24 protein-coding genes, 1 tRNA gene, 1 pseudogene and 1 riboswitch are annotated in these 21,545 nt (G+C 64.8%); of the genes and pseudogenes, 17 read left to right on the top strand and 9 right to left on the bottom strand.

Features of this window, described 5'->3' with window-relative positions; genetic code table 11:
- Positions 1-73: 73 nt before the first annotated feature.
- Positions 74-1,321 carry a serine hydroxymethyltransferase gene (gene glyA / locus B4F51_RS18345; RefSeq protein WP_296227883.1) on the bottom strand — a complete coding sequence of 416 codons (1,248 nt, stop codon included), beginning with the start codon at positions 1,319-1,321 and terminating at the stop codon, positions 74-76.
- A 132-nt stretch (positions 1,322-1,453) separates the two neighbouring features.
- Positions 1,454-1,583, bottom strand: a riboswitch (ZMP/ZTP riboswitch).
- A gap of 140 nt (positions 1,584-1,723) precedes the next feature.
- Here glyA and ydfG point away from each other — a divergent pair.
- The 14 genes from ydfG to B4F51_RS18275 all read left to right on the top strand — a co-directional run bounded on the left by ydfG (position 1,724) and on the right by B4F51_RS18275 (position 12,918).
- Complete coding sequence (gene ydfG / locus B4F51_RS18340) at positions 1,724-2,476, top strand: bifunctional NADP-dependent 3-hydroxy acid dehydrogenase/3-hydroxypropionate dehydrogenase YdfG (protein ID WP_296227882.1); 753 nt, start codon at positions 1,724-1,726, stop codon at positions 2,474-2,476.
- A gap of 69 nt (positions 2,477-2,545) precedes the next feature.
- Complete coding sequence (ybgC, locus tag B4F51_RS18335) at positions 2,546-2,950, top strand: tol-pal system-associated acyl-CoA thioesterase (protein ID WP_063392977.1); 405 nt, start codon at positions 2,546-2,548, stop codon at positions 2,948-2,950.
- Complete coding sequence (gene tolQ, locus B4F51_RS18330) at positions 2,947-3,639, top strand: protein TolQ (protein ID WP_296227881.1); 693 nt, start codon at positions 2,947-2,949, stop codon at positions 3,637-3,639. Before ybgC ends, tolQ begins: the two co-directional genes overlap by 4 nt.
- A 12-nt stretch (positions 3,640-3,651) precedes the next feature.
- The gene (tolR, locus tag B4F51_RS18325) at positions 3,652-4,086 is read left to right on the top strand and encodes a protein TolR (protein ID WP_296227880.1); all 435 of its coding nucleotides are present in this window, start codon (positions 3,652-3,654) and stop codon (positions 4,084-4,086) included.
- A gap of 46 nt (positions 4,087-4,132) precedes the next feature.
- On the top strand, positions 4,133-5,179 hold the full coding sequence (gene tolA / locus B4F51_RS18320; protein WP_296227879.1) for a cell envelope integrity protein TolA: 1,047 nt from the start codon (positions 4,133-4,135) through the stop codon (positions 5,177-5,179).
- Positions 5,180-5,235: 56 nt separating this feature from the next.
- Positions 5,236-6,540 carry a Tol-Pal system beta propeller repeat protein TolB gene (gene tolB / locus B4F51_RS18315; RefSeq protein ID WP_296227878.1) on the top strand — a complete coding sequence of 435 codons (1,305 nt, stop codon included), beginning with the start codon at positions 5,236-5,238 and terminating at the stop codon, positions 6,538-6,540.
- Positions 6,541-6,569: 29 nt separating this feature from the next.
- Positions 6,570-7,088 carry a peptidoglycan-associated lipoprotein Pal gene (pal, locus tag B4F51_RS18310; RefSeq protein WP_296227877.1) on the top strand — a complete coding sequence of 173 codons (519 nt, stop codon included), beginning with the start codon at positions 6,570-6,572 and terminating at the stop codon, positions 7,086-7,088.
- Positions 7,089-7,156: 68 nt separating this feature from the next.
- Positions 7,157-7,930, top strand: a complete 774-nt coding sequence (gene ybgF / locus B4F51_RS18305; protein ID WP_296227876.1) for a tol-pal system protein YbgF — start codon at positions 7,157-7,159, stop codon at positions 7,928-7,930.
- A gap of 164 nt (positions 7,931-8,094) precedes the next feature.
- Positions 8,095-8,769: a 7-cyano-7-deazaguanine synthase QueC gene (gene queC / locus B4F51_RS18300; protein WP_296227875.1), complete on the top strand. Its 675-nt coding sequence runs from the start codon at positions 8,095-8,097 to the stop codon at positions 8,767-8,769.
- A gap of 6 nt (positions 8,770-8,775) precedes the next feature.
- The gene (locus tag B4F51_RS18295; protein ID WP_296227874.1) at positions 8,776-9,891 is read left to right on the top strand and encodes a YeeE/YedE family protein; all 1,116 of its coding nucleotides are present in this window, start codon (positions 8,776-8,778) and stop codon (positions 9,889-9,891) included.
- Positions 9,892-9,937: 46 nt separating this feature from the next.
- Positions 9,938-10,013: transfer RNA gene (locus B4F51_RS18290), tRNA-Lys, on the top strand.
- 100 nt (positions 10,014-10,113) lie between these two features.
- Complete coding sequence (locus B4F51_RS18285; protein WP_296227873.1) at positions 10,114-10,608, top strand: nucleoside 2-deoxyribosyltransferase; 495 nt, start codon at positions 10,114-10,116, stop codon at positions 10,606-10,608.
- A gap of 125 nt (positions 10,609-10,733) precedes the next feature.
- Positions 10,734-11,906, top strand: coding sequence for an acyl-CoA dehydrogenase family protein (locus B4F51_RS18280; RefSeq protein ID WP_296227872.1), 1,173 nt, complete (start codon positions 10,734-10,736; stop codon positions 11,904-11,906).
- Positions 11,907-12,003: 97 nt separating this feature from the next.
- Positions 12,004-12,918 carry a TauD/TfdA dioxygenase family protein gene (locus B4F51_RS18275; RefSeq protein WP_296227871.1) on the top strand — a complete coding sequence of 305 codons (915 nt, stop codon included), beginning with the start codon at positions 12,004-12,006 and terminating at the stop codon, positions 12,916-12,918.
- A 4-nt stretch (positions 12,919-12,922) separates the two neighbouring features.
- Here B4F51_RS18275 and B4F51_RS18270 read toward each other — a convergent pair whose 3' ends face one another.
- The 3 genes and pseudogenes from B4F51_RS18270 to B4F51_RS18260 all read right to left on the bottom strand — a co-directional run bounded on the left by B4F51_RS18270 (position 12,923) and on the right by B4F51_RS18260 (position 14,393).
- Complete coding sequence (locus B4F51_RS18270; RefSeq protein ID WP_296227870.1) at positions 12,923-13,384, bottom strand: NUDIX domain-containing protein; 462 nt, start codon at positions 13,382-13,384, stop codon at positions 12,923-12,925.
- A gap of 1 nt (position 13,385) precedes the next feature.
- Complete coding sequence (locus B4F51_RS18265; RefSeq protein ID WP_296227869.1) at positions 13,386-13,724, bottom strand: ABC transporter permease; 339 nt, start codon at positions 13,722-13,724, stop codon at positions 13,386-13,388.
- A pseudogene (locus B4F51_RS18260) lies at positions 13,721-14,393 on the bottom strand (ABC transporter ATP-binding protein). The gene B4F51_RS18265 and the pseudogene B4F51_RS18260 overlap by 4 nt, the downstream one beginning before the upstream one ends.
- A 312-nt stretch (positions 14,394-14,705) precedes the next feature.
- Between B4F51_RS18260 and B4F51_RS18255 the strand changes: the two are divergent.
- Entirely contained in the window at positions 14,706-15,083 is a 378-nt protein-coding gene (locus tag B4F51_RS18255; protein WP_296227868.1) for a hypothetical protein, read from the top strand.
- Between the two features lie 69 nt (positions 15,084-15,152).
- Here B4F51_RS18255 and B4F51_RS18250 read toward each other — a convergent pair whose 3' ends face one another.
- The 3 genes from B4F51_RS18250 to B4F51_RS18240 form a co-directional block, all read right to left on the bottom strand.
- Positions 15,153-15,692: a DUF3318 domain-containing protein gene (locus B4F51_RS18250; protein WP_296227866.1), complete on the bottom strand. Its 540-nt coding sequence runs from the start codon at positions 15,690-15,692 to the stop codon at positions 15,153-15,155.
- A complete protein-coding gene (locus tag B4F51_RS18245; protein ID WP_296227864.1) occupies positions 15,689-16,066 on the bottom strand; it encodes a phage holin family protein in 378 nt (125 codons plus the stop codon). The genes B4F51_RS18250 and B4F51_RS18245 overlap by 4 nt, the downstream gene beginning before the upstream one ends.
- 141 nt (positions 16,067-16,207) lie before the next feature.
- Positions 16,208-16,534: a DUF883 family protein gene (locus tag B4F51_RS18240; protein WP_296227862.1), complete on the bottom strand. Its 327-nt coding sequence runs from the start codon at positions 16,532-16,534 to the stop codon at positions 16,208-16,210.
- A 283-nt stretch (positions 16,535-16,817) separates the two neighbouring features.
- On the opposite strand from B4F51_RS18240, the gene B4F51_RS18235 reads away from it, so the two are divergent.
- Positions 16,818-17,456: a peroxiredoxin gene (locus B4F51_RS18235; RefSeq protein WP_296227861.1), complete on the top strand. Its 639-nt coding sequence runs from the start codon at positions 16,818-16,820 to the stop codon at positions 17,454-17,456.
- Between the two features lie 161 nt (positions 17,457-17,617).
- Here the strand turns inward: B4F51_RS18235 and B4F51_RS18230 are convergent, their stop codons facing one another.
- Together B4F51_RS18230 and B4F51_RS18225 are read right to left on the bottom strand one after the other, a co-directional pair.
- Entirely contained in the window at positions 17,618-19,000 is a 1,383-nt protein-coding gene (locus B4F51_RS18230) for an NCS2 family permease (protein ID WP_296227860.1), read from the bottom strand.
- Positions 19,001-19,424: 424 nt separating this feature from the next.
- A complete protein-coding gene (locus tag B4F51_RS18225; protein WP_296227858.1) occupies positions 19,425-20,618 on the bottom strand; it encodes an acyl-CoA dehydrogenase in 1,194 nt (397 codons plus the stop codon).
- Between the two features lie 103 nt (positions 20,619-20,721).
- Between B4F51_RS18225 and B4F51_RS18220 the strand changes: the two genes are divergently transcribed.
- Positions 20,722-21,543, top strand: coding sequence for an IclR family transcriptional regulator (locus B4F51_RS18220; RefSeq protein WP_296227857.1), 822 nt, complete (start codon positions 20,722-20,724; stop codon positions 21,541-21,543).
- Positions 21,544-21,545: the final 2 nt, after the last annotated feature.

Below are 21,545 nucleotides of genomic sequence, written 5' to 3'. Positions count from 1 at the left end.
AACGCCGCGATGGCCGGGCAGGCACATCGCGGCAGGGTACTACGTGGCCGGGTGACCGGCCATTGCCAGACGCTTAGGCGTAGACCGGGAACTGCTTGGTCAACTCGGCCACCTTGGCGCGCACGGCAGCGATGTTCGCTTCGTCGTGCGGATTATCCAGCACATCGGCGATCAGGTGGGCCACCTTCACGGCCTCGGCTTCCTTGAAGCCGCGCGTGGTCATGGCTGGCGAGCCCAGACGGATGCCTGAGGTCACGAACGGTTTTTCCGGATCGTTCGGGATCGCATTCTTGTTGACTGTGATGTGCGCGTCGCCCAACACCTTCTCGGCTTCCTTGCCGGTGATGTTCTTGGCGCGCAGGTCGACCAGCATCACGTGGCTCTCGGTGCGGCCCGAGACGATGCGCAGGCCGCGGGCCATCAGCGTCTCGGCCATGGCGCGGGCGTTCTTGACCACTTGCTCCTGGTAGGTCTTGAACTCCGGCGACAGGGCTTCCTTGAATGCCACCGCCTTGCCAGCGATCACGTGCATCAGCGGACCGCCCTGGATGCCCGGGAAAATAGCCGAGTTGATGGCCTTCTCATGCTCGGCCTTCATCAGGATCACACCGCCGCGCGGCCCGCGCAGGCTCTTGTGCGTGGTCGTCGTGACGAAGTCGGCATGCGGCACCGGGTTCGGGTACACACCCGCGGCGATCAGGCCGGCGTAGTGCGCCATGTCCACCATGAAGTACGCGCCGATCGACTTGGCAATCTTGCCGATGCGCTCGAAGTCGATGCGCAGGGCAAATGCGGACGCGCCAGCGATGATCAGCTTGGGCTTCTTCTCTTGCGCCAGCGCTTCGAGCGCGTCGTAGTCGATGTCTTCTTGCGCGTTCAGGCCGTAGCTGACCACGTTGAACCACTTGCCGCTCATGTTCAGCGCCATGCCGTGCGTGAGGTGGCCGCCTTCAGCCAGGCTCATGCCCATGATCGTGTCGCCCGGCTTGAGCACGGCGAAGAACACGCCTTGGTTGGCCTGCGAGCCCGAGTTTGGCTGCACGTTGGCGGCTTCGGCGCCGAAGAGCTTCTTCACGCGGTCGATGGCGAGCTGCTCGACCACGTCCACGTATTCGCAACCGCCGTAGTAACGCTTGCCGGGGTAGCCCTCGGCGTACTTGTTGGTCAGTTGCGAGCCTTGCGCGGCCATCACGGCCGGCGAGGTGTAATTCTCGGAGGCGATCAGTTCGATGTGGTCTTCCTGACGCTGATTTTCCTTCTGGATGGCGGCAAAGACTTCGGGGTCGATCTGGTCGATGGTGTAGCGGCTGCGTTCGAACATGGCGAGTGTCTGGTCTGAAACGAAACGGAATTGGCGGTGGTCGGGCGAGGCGGGGAAACGCGCGCGGCTTGGGCAACTGCGTCGGCCTTTTTCAGGTCGGTGCAGCCGGGTGCCCAAGTCACCCTGCTTCCCATTCGCTGCCCAGGCGAGCGGCAGGCGTCGTTGTGCATGACGCCAGAAACCTTGCGCTTCCTCGTGGTCGCTGCCCACATGTCGAGGCCGCAGGGTGCTGCCTCAGGATTCGCCAGTCGCGCAAGGTGGAATGGTTGCCCGCGAGTGTACGACAGGCCCATGACCGCTGCAAGGCGCGGGGCGCCTGCCCGTACACATTGCGGCGCAACAGGCTGCAACGCTTCAGGTAAACTCTGCATTTCGTTTCTTTTCAGGCTCGGAGGCACTCCCATGATCGTATTCGTGACCGGCGCGACGGCCGGCTTCGGCGCAGCCATTGCGCGGCGTTTCGTGCGGGAAGGGCATCGCGTGATCGCGACCGGCCGCCGCCAGGATCGCCTTGATGCGCTCAAGGCGGAGCTTGGCGATGCGCTCCTGCCGTTCGTGCTGGACGTGCTGGACGCTGATGCCGTTGCCGCGCTGCCGGGCTCCCTGCCCGAGGGCTGGCGCGAGATCGACGTGCTGGTCAACAACGCGGGCTTGGCCCTCGGCCTGGAGCCGGCTCAGCGTGCCGACCTGACCGATTGGGACCGCATGATCGGCACCAATTGCTCCGGCCTGGTGCATATGACGCGCGCGTTACTTCCGGGCATGGTCGAGCGCAACCGCGGCCACATCGTCAACATCGGCTCGATCGCCGGGACGTACCCTTACCCGGGCGGCAACGTATACGGCGCCACCAAGGCGTTCGTGCGGCAGTTCTCGCTGAACCTGCGTGCCGACTTGACCGGCACCCGGGTGCGCGTATCCAACGTCGAGCCGGGCCTGTGCTCCGGCACCGAGTTTTCCAACGTCCGTTTCAAGGGCGACGATGCCCGCGTTGGGAAGGTCTACGAGGGCACGGAAGCCCTGACCGCCGACGACATCGCCGAGGCCGTTTACTGGATGGCGGCGCTGCCGGCGCACTTCAATGTCAACGCAATCGAGCTCATGCCCGTTTGCCAATCGTTCTCAGCTACCAGCGTGACGCGAGGCATGGCCTGAAATCCGGCGCAAGCCCTCGGCCGGCCGGTGGATGGCTGGCTGTCACTTGCGCCTTGGTAAAATGACTGGATGTCTTCTTTTGACTGGAACCTGCGCGTGTATTGGGAAGATACCGACGCAGGCGGCGTGGTCTTCTACGCCAACTATCTGAAATTCTTCGAGCGCGCCCGCACTGAATGGCTGCGCGCTCTTGGGGTCGATCAGCAAGCGCTGGCCGACACGACCGGGGCCATTTTCGTGGTGCGCAGCACCGCTGTGGACTACCGTGCACCCGCCCGCCTGGACGATCTGCTGCAGATCCGTTCGCGTATGGAACGGGTGGGGCCGGCGTCGGTCCAATTTGCCCAGGAAAGCTGGCGCGGCGACGTTCTGCTCGCCTCCGGCACGATTCGTGTTGGATGTGTCGACCGGCTCACATTCCGGCCGACCCCGATTCCCGCTCCCGTACTCGCAACCATCAAAGCCGCCGCATGAATCCCGTCGAGGTCACACAAGATCTGTCGATCGTCTCGCTGGTGCTGCACGCCAGCCTTTTGGTCCAATTCGTCATGGGCCTGCTGCTGGTGATGTCGCTGTTCTCCTGGACATACATCTTCCGCAAAGCCTTCGCCCTGCGGGCGGCGCGCAGCAAGACCGAATCGTTTGAACGCGATTTCTGGGCCGGCGGAGACCTTCAGGCGCTGTACCAGAGCGCGGCCAATAACCGCCACAACACCGGTGCGCTGGAACGTATTTTCGAAGCCGGTATGCGCGAATACCTCAAGGCGCGCGAACTGCAGCGCGGCACGGGCGACCCGAGCGCCATCCTCGATGCCTCCCGACGCGCCATGCGTGCTGCCTATCAGCGTGAGATGGATTCGCTCGAGTCGCATCTGCCATTCCTGGCTTCGGTCGGGTCGGTCAGCCCGTACATCGGCCTGTTCGGCACGGTGTGGGGGATCATGAACGCTTTCCGCGGTCTGTCGAACGTGCAGCAGGCCACGCTGTCGGCAGTGGCGCCGGGCATTGCCGAGGCGCTGGTCGCCACGGCCATCGGCCTGTTCGCGGCCATTCCGGCGGTGATTGCTTACAACCGCTACGCCACCGAGATGGACCGCCTGGCAAACCGGTTCGAGAGCTTCATGGAAGAGTTTTCGAACATTCTGCAGCGCCAGACGCGCTAAGGGCGGATCGTCATGGCTACCATCCAGCGAACGCGCCGAGCCCGACGGGCCAAGGCTGACATCAACGTCGTTCCGTATATCGATGTGATGCTGGTGCTGCTGGTCATCTTCATGGTGGCGGCGCCCGTGGTGAATCCGGGCGTGGTCAACCTGCCGACGGTGGCCAACGCCACGCCGCAGCAGACTCAGCCACCCATTGTCGTGACCATTAAGGGTGACGGTACGATCCTTGCTCGCATCAAGACGAGTTCGGGCGCGACCGAGCAGAAGCTCGCCAACAACAACGAACTGCGCGCCTTCGTCAAGCAGCGCACCGACGAAAACCCCGACCAGCCGGTCGTCATCGCGGCCGACAAGACGGTCCAGTACGATCGCGTGCTGACCGTGATGGGCGTGCTAAAGGGCGACGGCGTCAAGCGCGTCGGCCTGATGGTGAAGTCGCAATGAGCACGCTTGGCACGCACCTGAACCGAGGCGAGGCAACCTGAGCGTCATGGCTACGACGTCGTTGCACCGTTATGAGCCTGTTCGCGAGCGCGGCACGCTGCGCGCGTTCGGGCTGGCGTTCCTGACACATCTGCTGCTGATCGCCTTCCTGTACTTTGGCGTGCAGTGGCAGAGCAGCACGCCACGCGGCGAAGAGGCCGAGCTGTGGGATGAGGCTGCAATCCAGCAGGCCGTGCAGACTGCGCCGCCACCGCCGGAGGTCAAACCGGAGCCCGTCATCAAGGCGCCGCCGGCCAAGGTGGAGGAGGAGGCCGACATCGCGCTGGAGCAGCGCAAGCGCAAGCGTGAGCAGGAAGCTGCCGCAGCTGCTGCGCGCGAGGCCGAACTGGCCCGCCGGGCCGCCGAGGAACGTGAACAAGCGCGCGAGCAAGCCCAGCGCCAAGCGCGCTTGAAGGAAGAGCAGGCCCGCCAGGCAGAACTCCAACGCAAGGCCCAGGCTGAGCAGCAGGCCAAGCAAAAGGCTGCCGAGAAGGCTGCAGCCGAGGCTCAGGCGCGCAAGCACGCGCAACTGCAGGCGCAGGCGGACGCCAAGGCCAAGGCGGAAGCCGAAGCCAAGCAGAAAGAACTGAAGGCGAAGGCCGCCGCAGAAGCCAAGGCCAAGGCTGATGCCGAACGCAAGGCGGCTGAGTCCAAGGCCAACGCGCAGCGCAACGCCAATCTGCAACGCATGCAGGCAATGGCGGGAGGGGCGGCGGGCGCCACGGGCTCTGTGGCAGGTTCTGGCGGTGGCGTCGGCAACGCCATGGGCACGGGCGGCACGGCATCGGCGGGTTACGCAGAGCGCGTGCGCGCCAAGGTCAAGCCGAACATCGTATTCGACCCGGCTGCCATCACCGGCAACCCGTCGGCTGTGGTGGCGGTGCAGATGGCGCCGGACGGCTCGATCCTGTCCAAGCGCCTGACGAAGTCGAGCGGCAACGGCGCTTACGACGACGCCGTGCTGCGTGCGGTGGAACGCTCCGACCCGCTGCCGCGTGACACCAACGGCAAAGCGCCGGCGAGCGTCAATTTGACGTTCCGGCCCAAGGAATAACGCGCCAGCGTTGCCTCGGCGGCGCCGGTAACGGGTTCTCAGATTTGATACGGACGATGAACATGATCAGAAAGATGTGGATTCCGATGTTCCGACGAGCCGCGCAGGCATTGCTGCTGACGGCTGCGTGCGCCGGCGTGGCGCATGCCCAGCTTAACGTCGAGATTTCGGGGGTCGGCTCCAGCCAGTACCCGATCGCAATCGCCAACTTTCAGGGCGAATCGCAGGCGCCGCAGAATCTGACGGCGATCGTGCGAGCCGACCTGGTGCGCAGCGGCCGCTTCTCGAACGTCGATGTTGCGGGCGCGGTGGTGCCGGACAGCCCGACGCCCGATCTGGGCGCCTGGAAGACCCGCGGCGCTGCTGCCTTTGTGGGCGGCACCGTCACGCGCAACGGCGATCGCTACGAAATCCGCTTTCGCCTGTACGACACCGCCAAGGGCGAAAGCCTGGGCGGCCTGGCGCTCACGCGCGGCCCGGGGCAACTGCGCCTGGCCGCACACGAGATTGCCGACTACATCTACCAGAAGCTGATCGGTGAGCGCGGCATCTTTGCGACGCGCCTGTCGTACGTCTCCAAGGTGGGCCGTCGCTTCCAACTGCAGATTTCCGATTCGGACGGTGCCAATCCGCAGGTTGCGCTCACCAGCAACGAGCCGATCATCTCGCCGTCGTGGTCGCCGGATGGCACCAAGGTCGCGTACGTGTCGTTCGAGAGCAAGAAGCCGGTGGTGTACGTGCATGATCTGGTGGCGGGTCGCCGTACGGTCATCTCGAACCAGAAAGGCAACAACTCGGCGCCGGCATGGTCGCCGGATGGCCGTCGTGTGGCGGTGGCGCTCTCGCGCGATGGCAATACGCAGATCTACATCGTCAATGCGGATGGCTCCGGCCTGCGCCGCCTGACGCGCAGCAGCGCCATCGACACCGAGCCGTCGTTCTCGCCGGATGGCCACTCGATCTATTTCACCAGCGACCGTGGCGGCGCGCCGCAGGTCTACCGCATGTCGGCCGAAGGCGAAGAGGCCGGCGGTGCCCAGCGCGTGACCTTCAAGGGCGCCTACAACACGAGCCCGCGTGTGTCGCCGGACGGCAAGCTGCTGGCGTACATTTCGCGCGTGGGTGGCGGTTTCCGCCTGTACACGCAGAACCTGACCAACGGTGACGTGAATGCGCTGACGGATACGTCGTACGACGAATCCCCGAGCTTTGCGGCCAACGGCAAGTTCATCCTGTATTCCACGCGTGTGGGCGGCAAGTCGGTGCTGGCAGCGGTGTCGACCGATGGCCGTACGCGTCAGATTCTTTCTCTCCAGGCCGGCGAAGTTCGTGAGCCGGCATGGGGTCCTTTCATGCAATAACGAAGCCGTTCCTTTAGGAGAAATCGGACATGTCGAAGTCCCAAACCATGATCAAACTCGCAGCCATTGCCGCGCTGCTGGCCCTGGGCGCTTGCAGCTCGGGCGTGAAGCTGGATGACACCGCCAAGAACGCCGCAGGCGGTGCCGGCACGGGCGCTGACGCTCGCACGGTGACCCCGGTGGACGTGGGCCGCGACGAGCTGACCGATCCGAACAGCCCGCTGGCCAAGCGCAGCGTGTACTTTGATTTCGACAGCTATTCGGTCAAGTCGGAGTACCAAGGTCTGCTGGGCCAGCACGCGCGCTACCTGCAGTCGCACAATCAGCGCAAGGTGCTGATCCAGGGCAACACCGACGAGCGCGGCACCAGCGAGTACAACCTGGCGCTGGGCCAGAAGCGTGCCGAAGCCGTGCGCCGCTCGCTGTCGTCGATGGGTGTGCCTGACAGCCAGATGGAAGCCGTGAGCCTGGGCAAGGAAAAGCCGCAAGCCACCGGCCACGACGAAGACTCGTGGGCGCAGAACCGCCGCGCCGACATCGTTTACTGAGCGGCACAGTTTGAGGTTGGACGCGCCGGCCGCGTTTGCGTGGCCGGCGTTCTTACGTTGGCAATCACATGAATACGATGATGAAACAGCGCGTCTATCGGGCCATCCTGACAGCGACGCTCGTCGCGGGTGGAGTCCTGACCATGGCCGGCTCGGCGGCGGCGGGGGTGTTTGACGACGATGAGGCGCGCCGCGCCATCATCGAGGTGCGAGAGAAGTTCAACAACTTCCAATCGACGGCTGCCCAGCGCATCGATCAGAACAGCAAGAACCTGATCGACGCACAGAACCAGATCGATACGCTCAAGTCCGAGGTGGCGCGTCTGCGCGGGCAGAACGAAGTCCTGCAGAACGCGGTTGACACACTGACCAAGCAGCAGAAGGATTACTACGCCGACCTCGACGCGCGCCTGAAGAAATTCGAGCCGCAGCAGGCCACGGTGGAGGGTCGTGAGGGCATGGTCCAGCCCGGCGAGAAGGATGAATACGACGCCGCGCTCAAGACCTTCCAGACCGGCAATTTCAAGGGTGCAGGCAACCAGTTCTCGGCCTTCGTAAAGAAGTATCCGCAGAGCCCGTATCTGCCGCTGGCGCAGTTCTGGCTGGGTAATGCCCTGTACGCGCAACGTGACTACAAGGGGTCGAGCGCCGTGTTGGAACACATGGCACGCACCAACCCGCAGCACCCGAAGGCCGCCGACGCGCTGCTGCAGATCGCGACCAACCAGGGCGAGTCGGGCCAGAAGGCCGCCGCGCGCAAGACGCTGGAGACTGTCGCTGCCCAGTACCCCGGCTCCGAGCAGGCCAAGACCGCGGAAAGCCGCCTGAAGACGATGCGCTGATCGGCATATCGTTTTCTGACAGTACCGACGCCCGTCCGGCTGCACCGGCGGGCGTTTTTCATGGGGCGCCGAGAATGGCGGGCATGCGCGGCGCCGGACGCAGGCGAGGTGGCGGCGCGCTAAAATGCGGGCCTTCCCCTGATCTGCTCCACAAGGCTTCGCCCATGAAAAAACGCGCTATCGTCCTGCTTTCCGGCGGGCTGGATTCCGCCACCGTGCTCGCCATGGCCAATGCCGATGGTTTCGAGACCTATGCGCTGTCGATGCGCTACGGCCAGCGCCATTCGTCCGAGCTGGAGGCGGCCAAGAAGGTAGCGGCCGCACTCGGCGCCGTGCGCCACGAGATCGTCGACCTGGACTTGCGCAAGTTCGGCGGCTCGGCGCTGACCGACAACAAGCTCGCAGTGCCGATCGAGGGCGTGCACGAGGGCATTCCCATCACCTATGTGCCGGCGCGCAACACCATCATGTTGTCCTTGGCGCTCGGCTGGGCCGAGGCTGTGGGTGCGCGCGACCTGTTCTTCGGCGCCAACGCGGTCGACTACTCCGGCTATCCGGACTGCCGCCCCGAATACGTGGCCGCCTACGAGACGCTGGCCAACCTGGCCACCAAGGCCGGCGTGGAGGGCGAACGCTTCCGCGTGAACGCGCCCATCATCGCGATGACCAAGGCCGAGATCATCCAGGCTGGCACGCGCCTGGGCGTCGACTACAGCCTGACGGTGTCGTGCTACCAGGCCGATGACGAGGGCCGTGCGTGCGGCGTGTGCGATTCGTGCCGCATCCGCAAGGCTGGGTTTGAAGCGGCCGGCGTGCCCGACCCGACCCGCTACGTCTGACGCACCATGCCTGATATCGACCTTAACGCGCTGTCACACACCGTTCTGTGGGCGACCTTTGCACTCACGTTTGTCTTTGGCGCGATCCTGCAGCGCACGCACTTCTGCACCATGGGTGCGGTGTCCGACGCCGTCAACATCGGCGACTGGACGCGGCTACGCATGTGGGCGCTCGCCATTGGCGTGGCCACGATCGGCACGGGTGTGCTCGCCTCGCTCGGCCTGATCGATACGAGCAAGACGATCTATACGGCCAGCCGGCTGCTGTGGCTGTCTTCGCTGGTGGGCGGGCTGCTGTTCGGCTTCGGCATGGTGCTCGGCTCGGGGTGTGGCAGCAAGACGCTGGTGCGCATCGGCGGCGGCAATCTCAAGTCGGTGGTGGTGTTCGTGTTCCTCGGGGTGTCGGCGTACATGACGCTCAAGGGGGTGTTTGGCGTGCTGCGTGTGGCGACTGTCGATGGCGTAGCCGTTGCGCTGTCGACGCCGCAGGATCTGCCGAGCGTGCTGGGCCATGCCTTGTCGATGGACGTGCGCACGCTGCGCCTGGGGTTGGCGCTGGTGTTTGGTGGTGCGCTGTCGCTGTGGGCGCTGCTGGGGCGCGACTTCCGCACTGGTGACAACCTGCTCGGCGGCATCGGTGTCGGGCTCGTCATCGTGGCCATGTGGTATGTGTCGGGCCATCTTGGCTACGTGGCCGAGAATCCGAACACGCTGGAGGAAGCCTTTGTCGCGACCAACAGTGGCCGCATGGAGGCGCTGAGTTTCGTGGCCCCCGTGTCGTACACGCTGGAATGGCTGATGTTCTTCAGCGATACGTCGAAGGTGCTGACCGTGGGCATCGTGAGCGTGCTGGGCGTGATTGCCGGTTCGGCCGCGGTGGCGCTGGCCACGCGCACGTTTCGCTGGGAAGGCTTTGCGAACGCCGAAGACACCGGCAACCACATCGTCGGCGGTATCCTGATGGGTGCGGGTGGCGTGACGGCGCTCGGTTGCACGATCGGGCAGGGGCTCTCCGGCGTATCGACGCTGGCGATCGGCTCGTTCATCGCACTGGCGGGCATCCTGATCGGCGCGGTGCTGGCTTTCCGATACCAGATGTGGCGGCTGGAGCGCGCGGCATGACCTGCGTTGACAGACCGCCAATGCTCTGCCTATAATCGCGGTCTTTGGGTCCTTAGCTCAGTCGGTAGAGCAGTAGACTTTTAATCTATTGGTCGCGCGTTCGAGTCGCGCAGGACCCACCAAATTTCAGAGGGCCTGACAGCAATGTCGGGCCCTTTGTCTTTGTGCTTCGTCCATTCGGCGGCGCTATTCTGCGAGCGTGTCATCCGTCTGCCTACACCCATGCCCCTGCGCCTCTACCTCGCCGGCCCCGATGTCTTCCGCCCGCAACCCGCTGCGTATGGCGAAGCGCTCAAGGCGGTGTGCACGGAATACGGCTTCATCGGCTTGTACCCCCTCGACAACGCGATCGCACCGCAGGCCGGCGGCCCGCCGGCCACGGCCGCCGAGATTTATCGACAGAACATCGCGCTGATCGACTCCGCTGATGCCGTGATTGCCAACGTCGCGGACTTTCGCGGTTACGAGCCTGACTCCGGCACGTGCTTCGAGATCGGCTATGCCATCGCCCGTGGCAAGGATGTGTGGTGCTACCACGTGCCGGCTGCACCGCTGGTCGCGCAGGTGCCGAACACCGATGGCAATGATGCCGACGGCTGGGCCGTGGAAGATTTCGGCCTGCCGCGTAACCTGATGCTCGCCTGCAGCAGCCGCCTGGTCGTAGGCGATGCACGTGCGTGCCTGGAGCGCATGCGCGCGCACTACGCGGGCACGTAGCGGCAAGTTGTGCATTCCGCATAGTCGCGTGGCCGATATGCGTATGCGGATTGCTTCGTTCAGGGCGGGCGCGGCCGTCCGTATAGTGCCTGCACCGGATGGCGCCCGAGGCGCGAGGCACCCGCATGAAGCTCGACGATCTGCATCAACTCCCCGATTTGTCTTACCTGCTGGCCGAGCTGGCCGCAACCGCTGCGCAGCGCGACCAGCAAGGCGGCCACGCCGCGCATGAAAAGGCCGCCATCGCCCGTGTGGGTTTGCTGCCGCTGGTCATCCCCACGTCGTACGGTGGTACCGGCGCGAATTGGGCCGACGCCTTTGCCGCCGTGCGCAGCATCGCCGCCGTCGACAGTTCGCTCGGACATCTGCTGGCGTTCCAGTATCTGCAGACCGCCACCGTTTATCTGTATGCCTCCGACACGCAGCGCGAACGCTTCCTGCGTCCGACAGCCGAACTCGGCTGGTGGTGGGGCAATGCCGTCAACCCGCTAGACCATCGCCTGCATGCGCAGCGCTCTGGAAGCGGCTGGATCTTCGATGGCGAGAAGGGTTTCTGTTCGGGCACGCTCGGCTCCAACATGATGGTCGTCTCTGCGCACGATGCGCAAAGCGGCAAGCCCGTCGTGGCGGTGGTGCCGACCGCGCGCTACGGCATTCTCGTGCGCGATGACTGGCACCCGATTGGGCAGCGTCAGACCGACAGCGCCTCCGTGCAGTTTCGTCACGTGCTGGTGAGCGAAGACGAGGTGCTGGCCGGCCCGGAGACGGTCTTTGCACCGCACCAGACCTTGCGTTCATGCATCGCGCAGAACGTGCTGGTCAATCTGTATGCCGGCATCGCCGCCGGCGCGCTGGACGAGGCACGCAAGCACACGCTGCAAGCTTCACGACCGTGGTTCACCTCGGGTGTGGAGCGCGCCGCAGACGACCCCTACCAGATCCACCGCTTTGGCGAGATGCGTGTGCAGCAGCTCGCTGCCGAGGCGCTCGCCGATCGCGCCATCCAGCGCCTGGATCGTGCATGGCGCAAGGGCGCGGTGCTCACTGCCGACGAGCGCGCAGAGGTGTCGCTCGCCACCGCCGAGGCCAAGGTGGTGGCGCATCGCGCAGCGCTCTTCATCGGCCAGGAACTGTTTGAGGCGACGGGGGCGCGGTCCACCAAGGCCGTGCTCGCGCTTGACCGCTTCTGGCGCAACGCGCGCACGCACACGCTGCATGATCCGCTCGACTACAAACTACGCGCCATCGGCCGCTACGCGCTGGAGGGCATCCTGCCCGACGCCACCGTCTATAGCTGAGTGCCTGAGCGCGTATCGATCTGCGCATTCCTTCGTTGGCATGCCATATGCGTGGGCGGTGTAATGTGGAATTCGATTGTTGCCGCACGCTCTCACCATGTCTGACGTCGCTATCGCTCCCGGGGCCGCCTCCGCGGCGCCTGCCGTTCACACCACCCGCTTCCACGTGCGCCGCTTGACCGATGCGCCGCTCGGCGCCGAGGTTCTCGGCCTGCGTGATGCCGCCGATTTGTCCGACGCCGACATCGCCGCCATCCGCCAGGCTTGGCTTGCGCACGATGGTCTGTTGGTCTTTCGCGACGTGCAGCTCACGCCGGAGGCACAGGTGGCATTCAGCCGTCGCTTCGGCCCGCTGCAGGTGCACGTGCTCAACCAGTTCAATCTGACGGGGCATCCGGAGATTCTCGTCGTTTCCAACGTGGTCGAGAACGGCAAGCCGATCGGCCTCGGCGATGCGGGGCGCGACTGGCATTCGGATCTGTCATACAAGCCGCTGCCTAGCCTCGGCTCGCTGCTGCTGGAGCGTGAGCTGCCGCAGGAGGGGGGCGACACGCTGTTCGCCAACATGGTCCGCGCGTATGAGACGTTGCCGGCCGAACTCAAACGCACGATCGACGGCCGCCGCGCGGTGCATTCCTACGTGTATCGCTATGAGCGTCTGCGAGCGCTGTCGACCTGGCGAGCACCGCTCACACAAGCGCAGCGCGACGCCGTGCCGCCGGTCGATCACCCGGTGGTGCGCACGCACCCCGAAACGGGCAAGCGCGCACTGTTCGTCAATGAAGGCTTCACCTCGCACATCCTCGGCCTGCAGGAAGACGAAAGCATCAGCGTGCTGGAGCAGCTCTTTGCCCACAGCATCCGCGCGGACAACGTCTACACGCACCGTTGGCAGCCCGGCGACATGCTGTTCTGGGACAACCGCTCGACCATCCACTTCGCGCCTGGGTGCCCCGATGAATATCGCCGCACCTTGCACCGCACGACGATCGAGGGCGACGTTCCGGTTTGAAGGCTCAGAGACCGGCTTCGCGTAACCGTGTGTCGACGCTGGCCAGCGGCAGCGCTTGCGCGAACAGCCGCGTGAGGGATTGGCTCGCATACTGCGGCACCTCGTCGGCGCTGGCCCAGCGGTATGCGTCCATCTCGGGGATGAGCTTGCCGGTGCGATAGGAGTGGAACATCGACGTGCATGTCAGCGCACTGAGTGAAACCTCAGCGCGGCGCAGACGCGTGGCGAACAGATGCAGTTCCTTGTCGCGCTGGTAGGGAAATCGGCCGAGCTCGATCAGCGTGTGGCCATCCAACATGAGCCCGGTTTCTTCGCACGTCTCGCGCAGCGCTGTGTCTCGGTGCGATTCGCCCGGCTCCGTGGCGCCTTTGGGGATGTCCCAATGACGCGTTTCGGTGGCGTGGGCGAGCAGCACCTCGGCGTCTTCATTGAGCAGCACGAGGCCGCAGGACAGGGCGATCGGCATACTACTTCGCCCCGCCGCGCTGGACGATGCGCGAGACCAGCAACAGGCGCTCGCGGCTGAACAGGCGCCGGTAGGCCAGCAGCACCGCCGCCACCGTGCCCAGCCCTGAAGAAGCGGCCAGCACCTGGCCCGTCATCATGCCCGGCAGGCTCACTACGCCCACCACCGACATCTGGTTGATGATCGGCGTCATGCCGGCGCGCACGGCTGTACGTGCGGCATTGCGCGCCGCTTCCCAGCGTGTGCCGCCGAGCGCGACCGACAGCGCGCCGTTGACGAGGAGCAGCGCTGCCGCAATGCCGACCTGCCAGGCGGAGAGTGTGAGGTCCTGCCCGGTCATCGCGTGGGCTCCGTGCTCAGCCGGCCGGCTTCGACGCGCCATTGCCGATGGCCGATGCGCGCCGCCTGCGCCGGATCGTGGGTGATCCACACCCACGCATGGCGATCCGATGCCTGGGCAAACCAGTGCTGGAGCAGGGCTTCGATCGCACGCGCGGAGGCGGGGTCCAGCGCGGCGGTCGGCTCGTCGAGTAACAGCACCCGGTGCAGTTTGTAGTGTGCGGACCAGCGCTGCGATCTGTGCTTCGCCGCCAGAAAGATCAGCGGCTGCCTTGTCAAGAAAGCTCACCTCACGCCCGGCACCAACCAACAGGGCGATGGCGGTGCTGCGGTCGAATCCGGCGCTGCGCTGTCGCGCGCGTAGATGGAAGGGCAAACGCAGGTTGTCTTCCACCGTGCCAGGCAGCAACGCCGGACGCTGGCGCACGTAGGCAACCTGGCAACGGTAGGCGGGGATGGTGTGTGCGGTGATCATTTCACCATGCCATGTCACATGACCGTCATCGAGCGGATCGAGCAGGGCCAGGGCACGCAGCATCACGCTCTTGCCGGCGCCGGACGGACCGGTGAGCGCGATGCGGTCACCCGGGCGCACGCGGAACGTGGCCGGTTGCAACAGTGTGGTGCCGGTGCGTGCATCGCGGCGGTGGAGGTGAGTGGCAATCAGCATCGTGCGGGCGAGTGTGTTGCATACGGTACGGCATCAATGCAATGCATTGATGCATTGTGCATATGAGTGGATGAGGTGTATCTCCATCGAAATCTTTCATGGCGTTGCCGCGCTGTTTCCTGCCAGCGCGTGCTGGCGCGGCTGGCGTGCCATGCGGGGCGGCCCCTAGCCCGAACAGACGGTGCCGAACGTCACGGCGCGCTGCGCATGTCGGACGAATCCCGCATTCCACTCAGTGGTGCGAGGGTCGCCATTTGCGCGCACCCTGTTTAGCATCGAAGCATCACTGGAAGAAATGTGATGGAGGACGCCATGGAAACCGACAAGATTCAGATGGCACACCCATGGTGGCAGCCCGGGGTCTTTACATCGGCCCCGGCGATCTTCCTGTGGGTCTGCGCGCAGCTTCCCGCCGACATGCTCGGCGCCATCTTCCATGTGGGCACTTCGCCCGATTCCCTCATGCATGTGGGCGATTCGCTGTTCGTGATCGGCTGGACGGCCAGTGGGGCGTTGCTGTGGCATGGGCGTCGGCGCGTTACGCATGACACCGAGGTGACGGCGCCCGCCGTTGCACCGGAAGTGGCGCCCGTTGCGCAGCCCATTGAACACCCGCACGGCCTGGCCGCACTGCGTCAGAGCATGGCTCGCCGTTGGGAGCGTAGGCGGCATCCAATTCCGCTGCATTGATACCGCATTGCCGCAAACAAGCAAAAAAGGCCGGATTGCTCCGGCCTTTGTCTTTGTTGCAGGGTGCTTTCAGGACGTGCTGCCCGGGATGATCTCCGTCTTTTCGGGGGGCGCCGCCTCGGGCCCGCCGCCAGTGTGGTCCTCCTGGGCTTCCTGCCACTTGCGGTAGCCCCACCAAGCGGCGCCGGCCACCAGCCCCGCCTTGCCGAGCCGCCGCGCGATGCGGCCGATGACGGTACGACGCAGCCCAGCATAGGCCAGCGAGACGGCCGCGCCGACCAACGGATACTCACGCGCAATGCCCAGCGCGCGCATCAGGCTGTTGGGCCGGGCGAGCGGGCGGATCAGGCTCGGCAACAGCGTACCGAGGCCGCCCAGGCTGAAGGTGTGGCCGGCGGCGCGGCGCACGTCGTTGCGGGCCTGCGCGTAGTCGTAGCGTTCCAGCGCGGCACGTGTGAGCAGCAGCTCCTTGCGCACGGCCAGCGGCAGGCGCACCGCGTCGCCACGGCGAGACGGCCGGACATGGTGGCGCGCGCTGTGCGCAGGTTCATGGTCCGGCGCTGCGTCGGGCGCCGAGGTTGGCTGGGTCGGTTGGGTCGGATCGGTCATCGGCGCAGGATCTCCCGGTCTTTGTCGAGTTCGGCCAGCGTGGCTTCGAACAGCGGCGGCGCGTTGCGCAGCGACGCGCGCACCTTCCACAGGCAGGCCGCGGCGCCCAGCGCGTACAGCGCGGCCATGATCGCCAGCGACTGCCAGCGATAGGTGTCCCAGCACAGGATGACCACCAGCGCCGTGAGCGTCATGATGGCCAGGCCGATCAGGCTCACGGCCAGCATGCCGAGGAAGGCCGCGCCGAGCAGCCGGTCTTTTTCTTCAGCCAGCTCGACGCTCGCCAGTTCGAGCCGCGTCTGCAGCATCGAGACGACCGTGCCGGCCAGGTTCTTCAGGGAGGCGAACAGCTTTGGGCTGGTGTCGTCGGCCATGTTGGTTTCGGGAGGGTACGAGGCGAGCGGTGCCACCGTGAATGCAGCACACGCCATGCCCAGGGCGGGAGCGCCGGAATGCGACTGGCCGATGGCGCGATCCGTTTGGCGCGCGCCATCGGCCAGGAGAGATGCAGCGGATTACTTGCGGTTGAGCAGTAGGCCGATCAGCAGGCCCACGCCCGCCGCCACGCCCACGGCCTGCCACGGATGATCGTGGACATAGTCGTCGGTTGCACGTGCAGCAGCCTTGCTCTTGGTGACTACGGCGTCTTGCAGGTCTTGCGCCTTTTCCTTGGCTTGGCGCAGCAGGCCCATGCCGCGCTCGCGCAGTTCGGCGGCTTTTTCGCCGCTGCTGGATGCGGCTTGCTTGAGCAGTGCTTCGGCGTCGGACAGAACGGTCTTCACGTCGGTCATCAGTTTCTCCTTATTGACGGATTCGGCCAGGTTGGGGGATGTGTTCGTCATGGTCGGGCACCCTACGGTGTATCGGGGAGATCAATCGTCAATCGGTTGACGCGCTTATTCGCTAGCATATGTGTGGGTGTTGTGAAACTTCAAGCGCCCACGTCGCGCACGCTGCGATGGATCAAGCTTTGGTGATTGTCCGGCAACGTGTGCATGCCTTCTACCCTTTCGTCAGCAAATGCCGCGCCTAATGACAAAAAGTGATGTTGTTGTGAATTTATAGTCGTTTTGGTTGGATGGCAATCTGGCTATAGTGGTTCCCAATCAGTGCATGGAGGACACAATGTCTCTACGTTTGGGCGATATCGCCCCCGATTTTGAGCAGGATTCAAGCGTTGGCCGCATCAAGTTTCATGAGTGGCTGGGCAACAGTTGGGGCGTGCTGTTCTCGCACCCGGCGGATTTCACTCCGGTCTGCACCACCGAACTGGGCTTGACCGCCAAGCTCAAGGATGAGTTCGCCAAGCGCAATGTCAAGGTGATTGCGCTGTCGGTGGACCCGGTCGATTCGCACAAGAAGTGGATCGACGATATCAACGACACGCAAAACACGACCGTCAATTTCCCGATCATTGCCGATCCGGACCGCAAGGTTTCGCAGCTTTACGACATGATTCACCCGAATGCGAGCGAAACCTTTACCGTGCGCTCGCTGTTCGTGATCGACCCCAACAAGAAGGTCCGCCTGATCATCACGTATCCGGCATCCACGGGGCGCAACTTCAACGAGGTGCTGCGCGTGATCGACTCGCTGCAGTTGACCGAATACCACAGCGTGGCCACGCCGGGCAACTGGCAGGACGGTGACGACGTCGTCATCGTGCCGTCACTCAAGGATGAAGAGGTCATCAAGCAGAAATTCCCGAAGGGCTACAAGGCATTGCGCCCGTACCTGCGCCTGACGCCGCAGCCCAACAAGTAACCGGCTCCTTGGTAGTGTGATTGCCGCCCGGCCCTCGTGCCGGGCGTTTTTTGCGCTGGTTTTTGGTGCGCGCAAACGCTAGCGCGCGGCGCCGAAGCAAAACCGGCCAGCCCCTGCGGGTCTGGCCGGTTTGTCTTTTGTGAAGACGGATCAGTGCGCGATCAGATCGCCCAGCCGCCAGCGTAGAAGGCCGCCAGCGCCACGGCAATCGCCACGGTGCCGACGTTCAGCTTGCGCCATTCGCCGGCCACCACGCGGCCGATCACCAGCGTGGAGAAGCCGAGCATGATGCCGGTGACGATGTTGCACGTCAGCACGATGAACACGGCGCAGACCAAGCCGGCCAGCGCGTCGACCATGTCGTCCATGTGCAGCTTGCTCACGCTGGAGAGCATCAGCAGGCCGACGTACATCAGGGCCGGGGCGGTGGCATACGACGGGACCAGGCCGGCCAGCGGCGAGAAGAACATCACCGCCAGGAACAGCGCGCCGACCACGACGGCCGTCAGGCCCGTCTTGCCGCCGGCAGCCACGCCCACCGTCGATTCAATATAAGCCGCTGCCGGAGCGCCGCCGAAGAAGGCCGAGAAGATCGAGCTGAGCGAATCGGCCGTCAGGGCGCGGCCGCCGTTGGTGATGTGGCCCTTGTCGTTGAGCAGGCCGGCCTGGCCGGCCACCGCGCGGATCGTGCCGGTGGCGTCAAACACGGCAGTCATCACCAGCGCCAGCACGCTCGGCAGCACGGCGGCGGAGAGTGCACCGCGAATGTCCATCGCGCCGATCAGCGAGGCATGGCCCGCGGCGGCAAGCGACGGCAGGGCGAACACGCCAGTGAACTTCACGGCCGGGTCAAAGATGAGGCCCAGCGCCGAAATGGCGACGATGACGATCAGGATGCCGCCCGGCACGCGACGGCGCTCCATGCCGAAGATGGCTGCCAGACCCAGCACCGACATCATCACCGGGAAGGCGGTGATGTGGCCCAGTTGCACGGGCAGGCCAGGGCCAGCGTTCTTCACTACCAGGCCCACGTCGTTGGAGGCGATCAGCAGCAGGAACAGGCCGATGCCGATGCCTGTGCCGTGCGCCACGCCCGAGGGCAGGTTGCGCAGGATCCATGAACGCACGCCGGTGGCCGAGATGGCCGTGAACACCACCCCCATCAGGAACACCGCGCCCAGCGCCACTTCCGGCGAGAGCTTCTGCCCGAGCACCAGACCGAAGGCCATGAAGGCCGTGAGCGAAATTGCGCAGCCGATGGCGATCGGCAGTTTGGCCCACAGGCCCATCAGCAGTGAGCCAAAGGCGGTGGTCAGGCACACGGCGACAAACACGGCACTGGTGTCGAAACCAGCCTTGCCCAGCATGCCGGGCACGACGAACACGGCGTAGACCATCGCCATGAAGGTGGTGATGCCAGCCACGACCTCGCGCTTTTGCGTGCTGCCGCGCGCAGAGATCTGGAAATAACGATCGACAGCGCGCGTGTCGGCAAAGCCGGCGGCGTCGAGTTCCGTCACCGACGGAATGGACTGTTCAGCCATGGTGGGTTGTCTCCTGGCAGAGCTCCGCGCTGGTCGCCGGGTGGTCCGGCGTGGTCGGCAGCGTGAGGCGCCCTGTTCTGGTTTTGGTTTCGGTGCGGGTGCCTGCGTGCGCGCGCTGGCGTTCTCCAGACCGTTGTCTCGCGATGGTTTTTGTGTCGCGTTGCGCTGCAATCTGCGTATGGACCGCGCGCACGTTTTATCGGTGTGAGGGAGGTGCCGCTGAACAATCCGCCGGCACTTGGGGCGAAGCATAGACGCGCACCAACGGCCGATTCATGCGGCGAGCCGTATCCCCATCATTTGCAAACTTGTATAACGCGAGTGGAGGAGAACAACGGTGCCCAGGACGGGCGAGAGATGGGGCGACGGGTGTGGCGAGTCGTGCACGAGTGTGCATCAACTCGCCCAGGAATACAAAGCGCGATTAGAAGAAAGCCTGAATGCCCGTCTGTGCGCGGCCCAGGATCAGCGCGTGGATGTCGTGCGTGCCTTCGTATGTGTTCACCACTTCCAGGTTCACCACGTGGCGGATCACACCAAATTCATCGGAGATGCCGTTGCCGCCCAGCATGTCGCGCGCCACGCGGGCGATGTCGAGCGATTTGCCGCACGAGTTGCGCTTCATGATCGAGGTGATTTCGACCGCTGCGGTGCCTTCGTCCTTCATGCGGCCCAGGCGCAGGCAGCCTTGCAGGCCCAGCGTGATTTCGGTCTGCATGTCGGCCAGCTTCTTCTGCACGAGCTGGTTGGCGGCCAGCGGGCGGCCGAACTGCTTGCGATCGAGCACGTACTGGCGCGCGATGTGCCAGCAGGCTTCTGCAGCGCCCAGCGCGCCCCACGCGATGCCGTAGCGCGCCGAGTTCAGGCACGTGAACGGGCCCTTGAGGCCGCGCACGCCTGGCATCAAGTTCTCTTCCGGCACGAACACTTCGTCCAGCACGATTTCACCGGTGATGGACGTGCGCAGGCCGACTTTGCCGTGGATCGCTGGAGCCGTCAGGCCCTTCCAACCTTTTTCCAGAATGAAGCCGCGGATCTGGTCTTCGCCGTTGTCGTCCGGCAGCTTGGCCCACACGACGAACACATCGGCGATGGGCGAGTTGGTGATCCACATCTTCGCGCCCGAGAGCGAGTAGCCGCCGTCGACCTTCTTGGCGCGCGTGATCATCGAGGCCGGATCGGAGCCGTGGTTCGGTTCAGTCAGGCCGAAGCAGCCGATCCATTCACCGGTGGCCAGTTTGGGCAGGTACTTCTGCTTTTGTGCCTCGCTGCCGAATTCGTAGATCGGCACCATCACAAGCGACGACTGCACGCTCATCATCGAGCGGTAACCCGAATCCACACGTTCGACTTCGCGCGCGATCAGGCCGTAGCTGACGTAGTTCAGGCCGGGGCCGCCGTACTGTTCGGGAATGGTCGGGCCCAGCAGGCCCAGTTCGCCCATCTCACGAAAGATCGACGCGTCGGTCTTCTCATGCCGGAACGACTCCAGCACGCGCGGCATCAGCTTGTCCTGGCAATAGGATGCGGCGGCGTCGCGCACCATGCGCTCGTCGTCGGTCAATTGTTGGTCGAGCAGCAGGGGATCGGCCCAGTTGAAGGCATTGCGAGCAGTCACAGCGGTAGTCTCCGAGATTTTGTTGTTCCGAGATACGGAACACAGTTTCGAAATTTAGAGCTATCATAGCGCAATCGACGATGATTTCCAGGCCTTTTTTGCCATGAGCACAACCCGTCTCCCCGACCCCGAATTCGATACCAGCCGCGAAGGTGATCCGAACTTCGTGACGGCGCTCGCGCGCGGGCTCGAGCTGTTGCGTGCGTTCCGCCCTGGCGACACGCTGCTCGGCAACCAGGAGTTCGTCCGCCGCACGGGTTTTCCGAAGGCGACGGTCAGCCGCTTGGCCGGCACGCTGGTCTCGCTCGGCTACCTGCGCTATGACGAGGCGCTCGGCAAATACGGGCTCGATGCCGGCGTGCTGGCACTTGGCTTCGCGTACCTGGCGTCGAGCGATGTGGTGCAGCTTGCGCGTCCGCACATGAGCGCGTTCGCGCAGCGGCACGGCGTGTCGATCTCGCTGGGCAAGCGAGATCGGCTCGACATGGTTTATCTGGAAACGATCCGCCACGACAGCCCGGCGATGAGCGGGTCGGCGGGGCTGGGTGTGGGCTCGCGGCTGTCGCTGCTGTCGAGTTCGATGGGGCGGGCGTATCTGGCCTCGCTGTCGGCAGCGCGGCGCGAGCGCATCTACGATGCACTGCGCACGCAGCAGCCCGCGCAATGGGCAGCCGAAGGCGCTGCGGCGGACGATGCGGTGAGGGCCGGCGTGCGCGATGGCTATGCGGTATCGCTGCGCGACTGGCATCCGGCTATCCACGCGTGCGCGGTGGCCTTCTTTGTGCCCAGCCAGCGCGAGCCCTATGTGGTGAGTTGCAGCGCGCCATACACAGCGGCCGATGCGGAGCGTATCCGCACCGAGCTTGCGCCCGCGCTGCGTGAATTTGCGGCAAGACTCGGCCAGGTGACCGAGCCCGCCGCGTAGGC

This window comes from Ralstonia sp. UBA689, from assembly GCF_002298975.1.
Taxonomy (GTDB): Bacteria; Pseudomonadota; Gammaproteobacteria; order Burkholderiales; family Burkholderiaceae; genus Ralstonia.
This window is presented reverse-complemented; position numbering and strand designations above follow the sequence as displayed.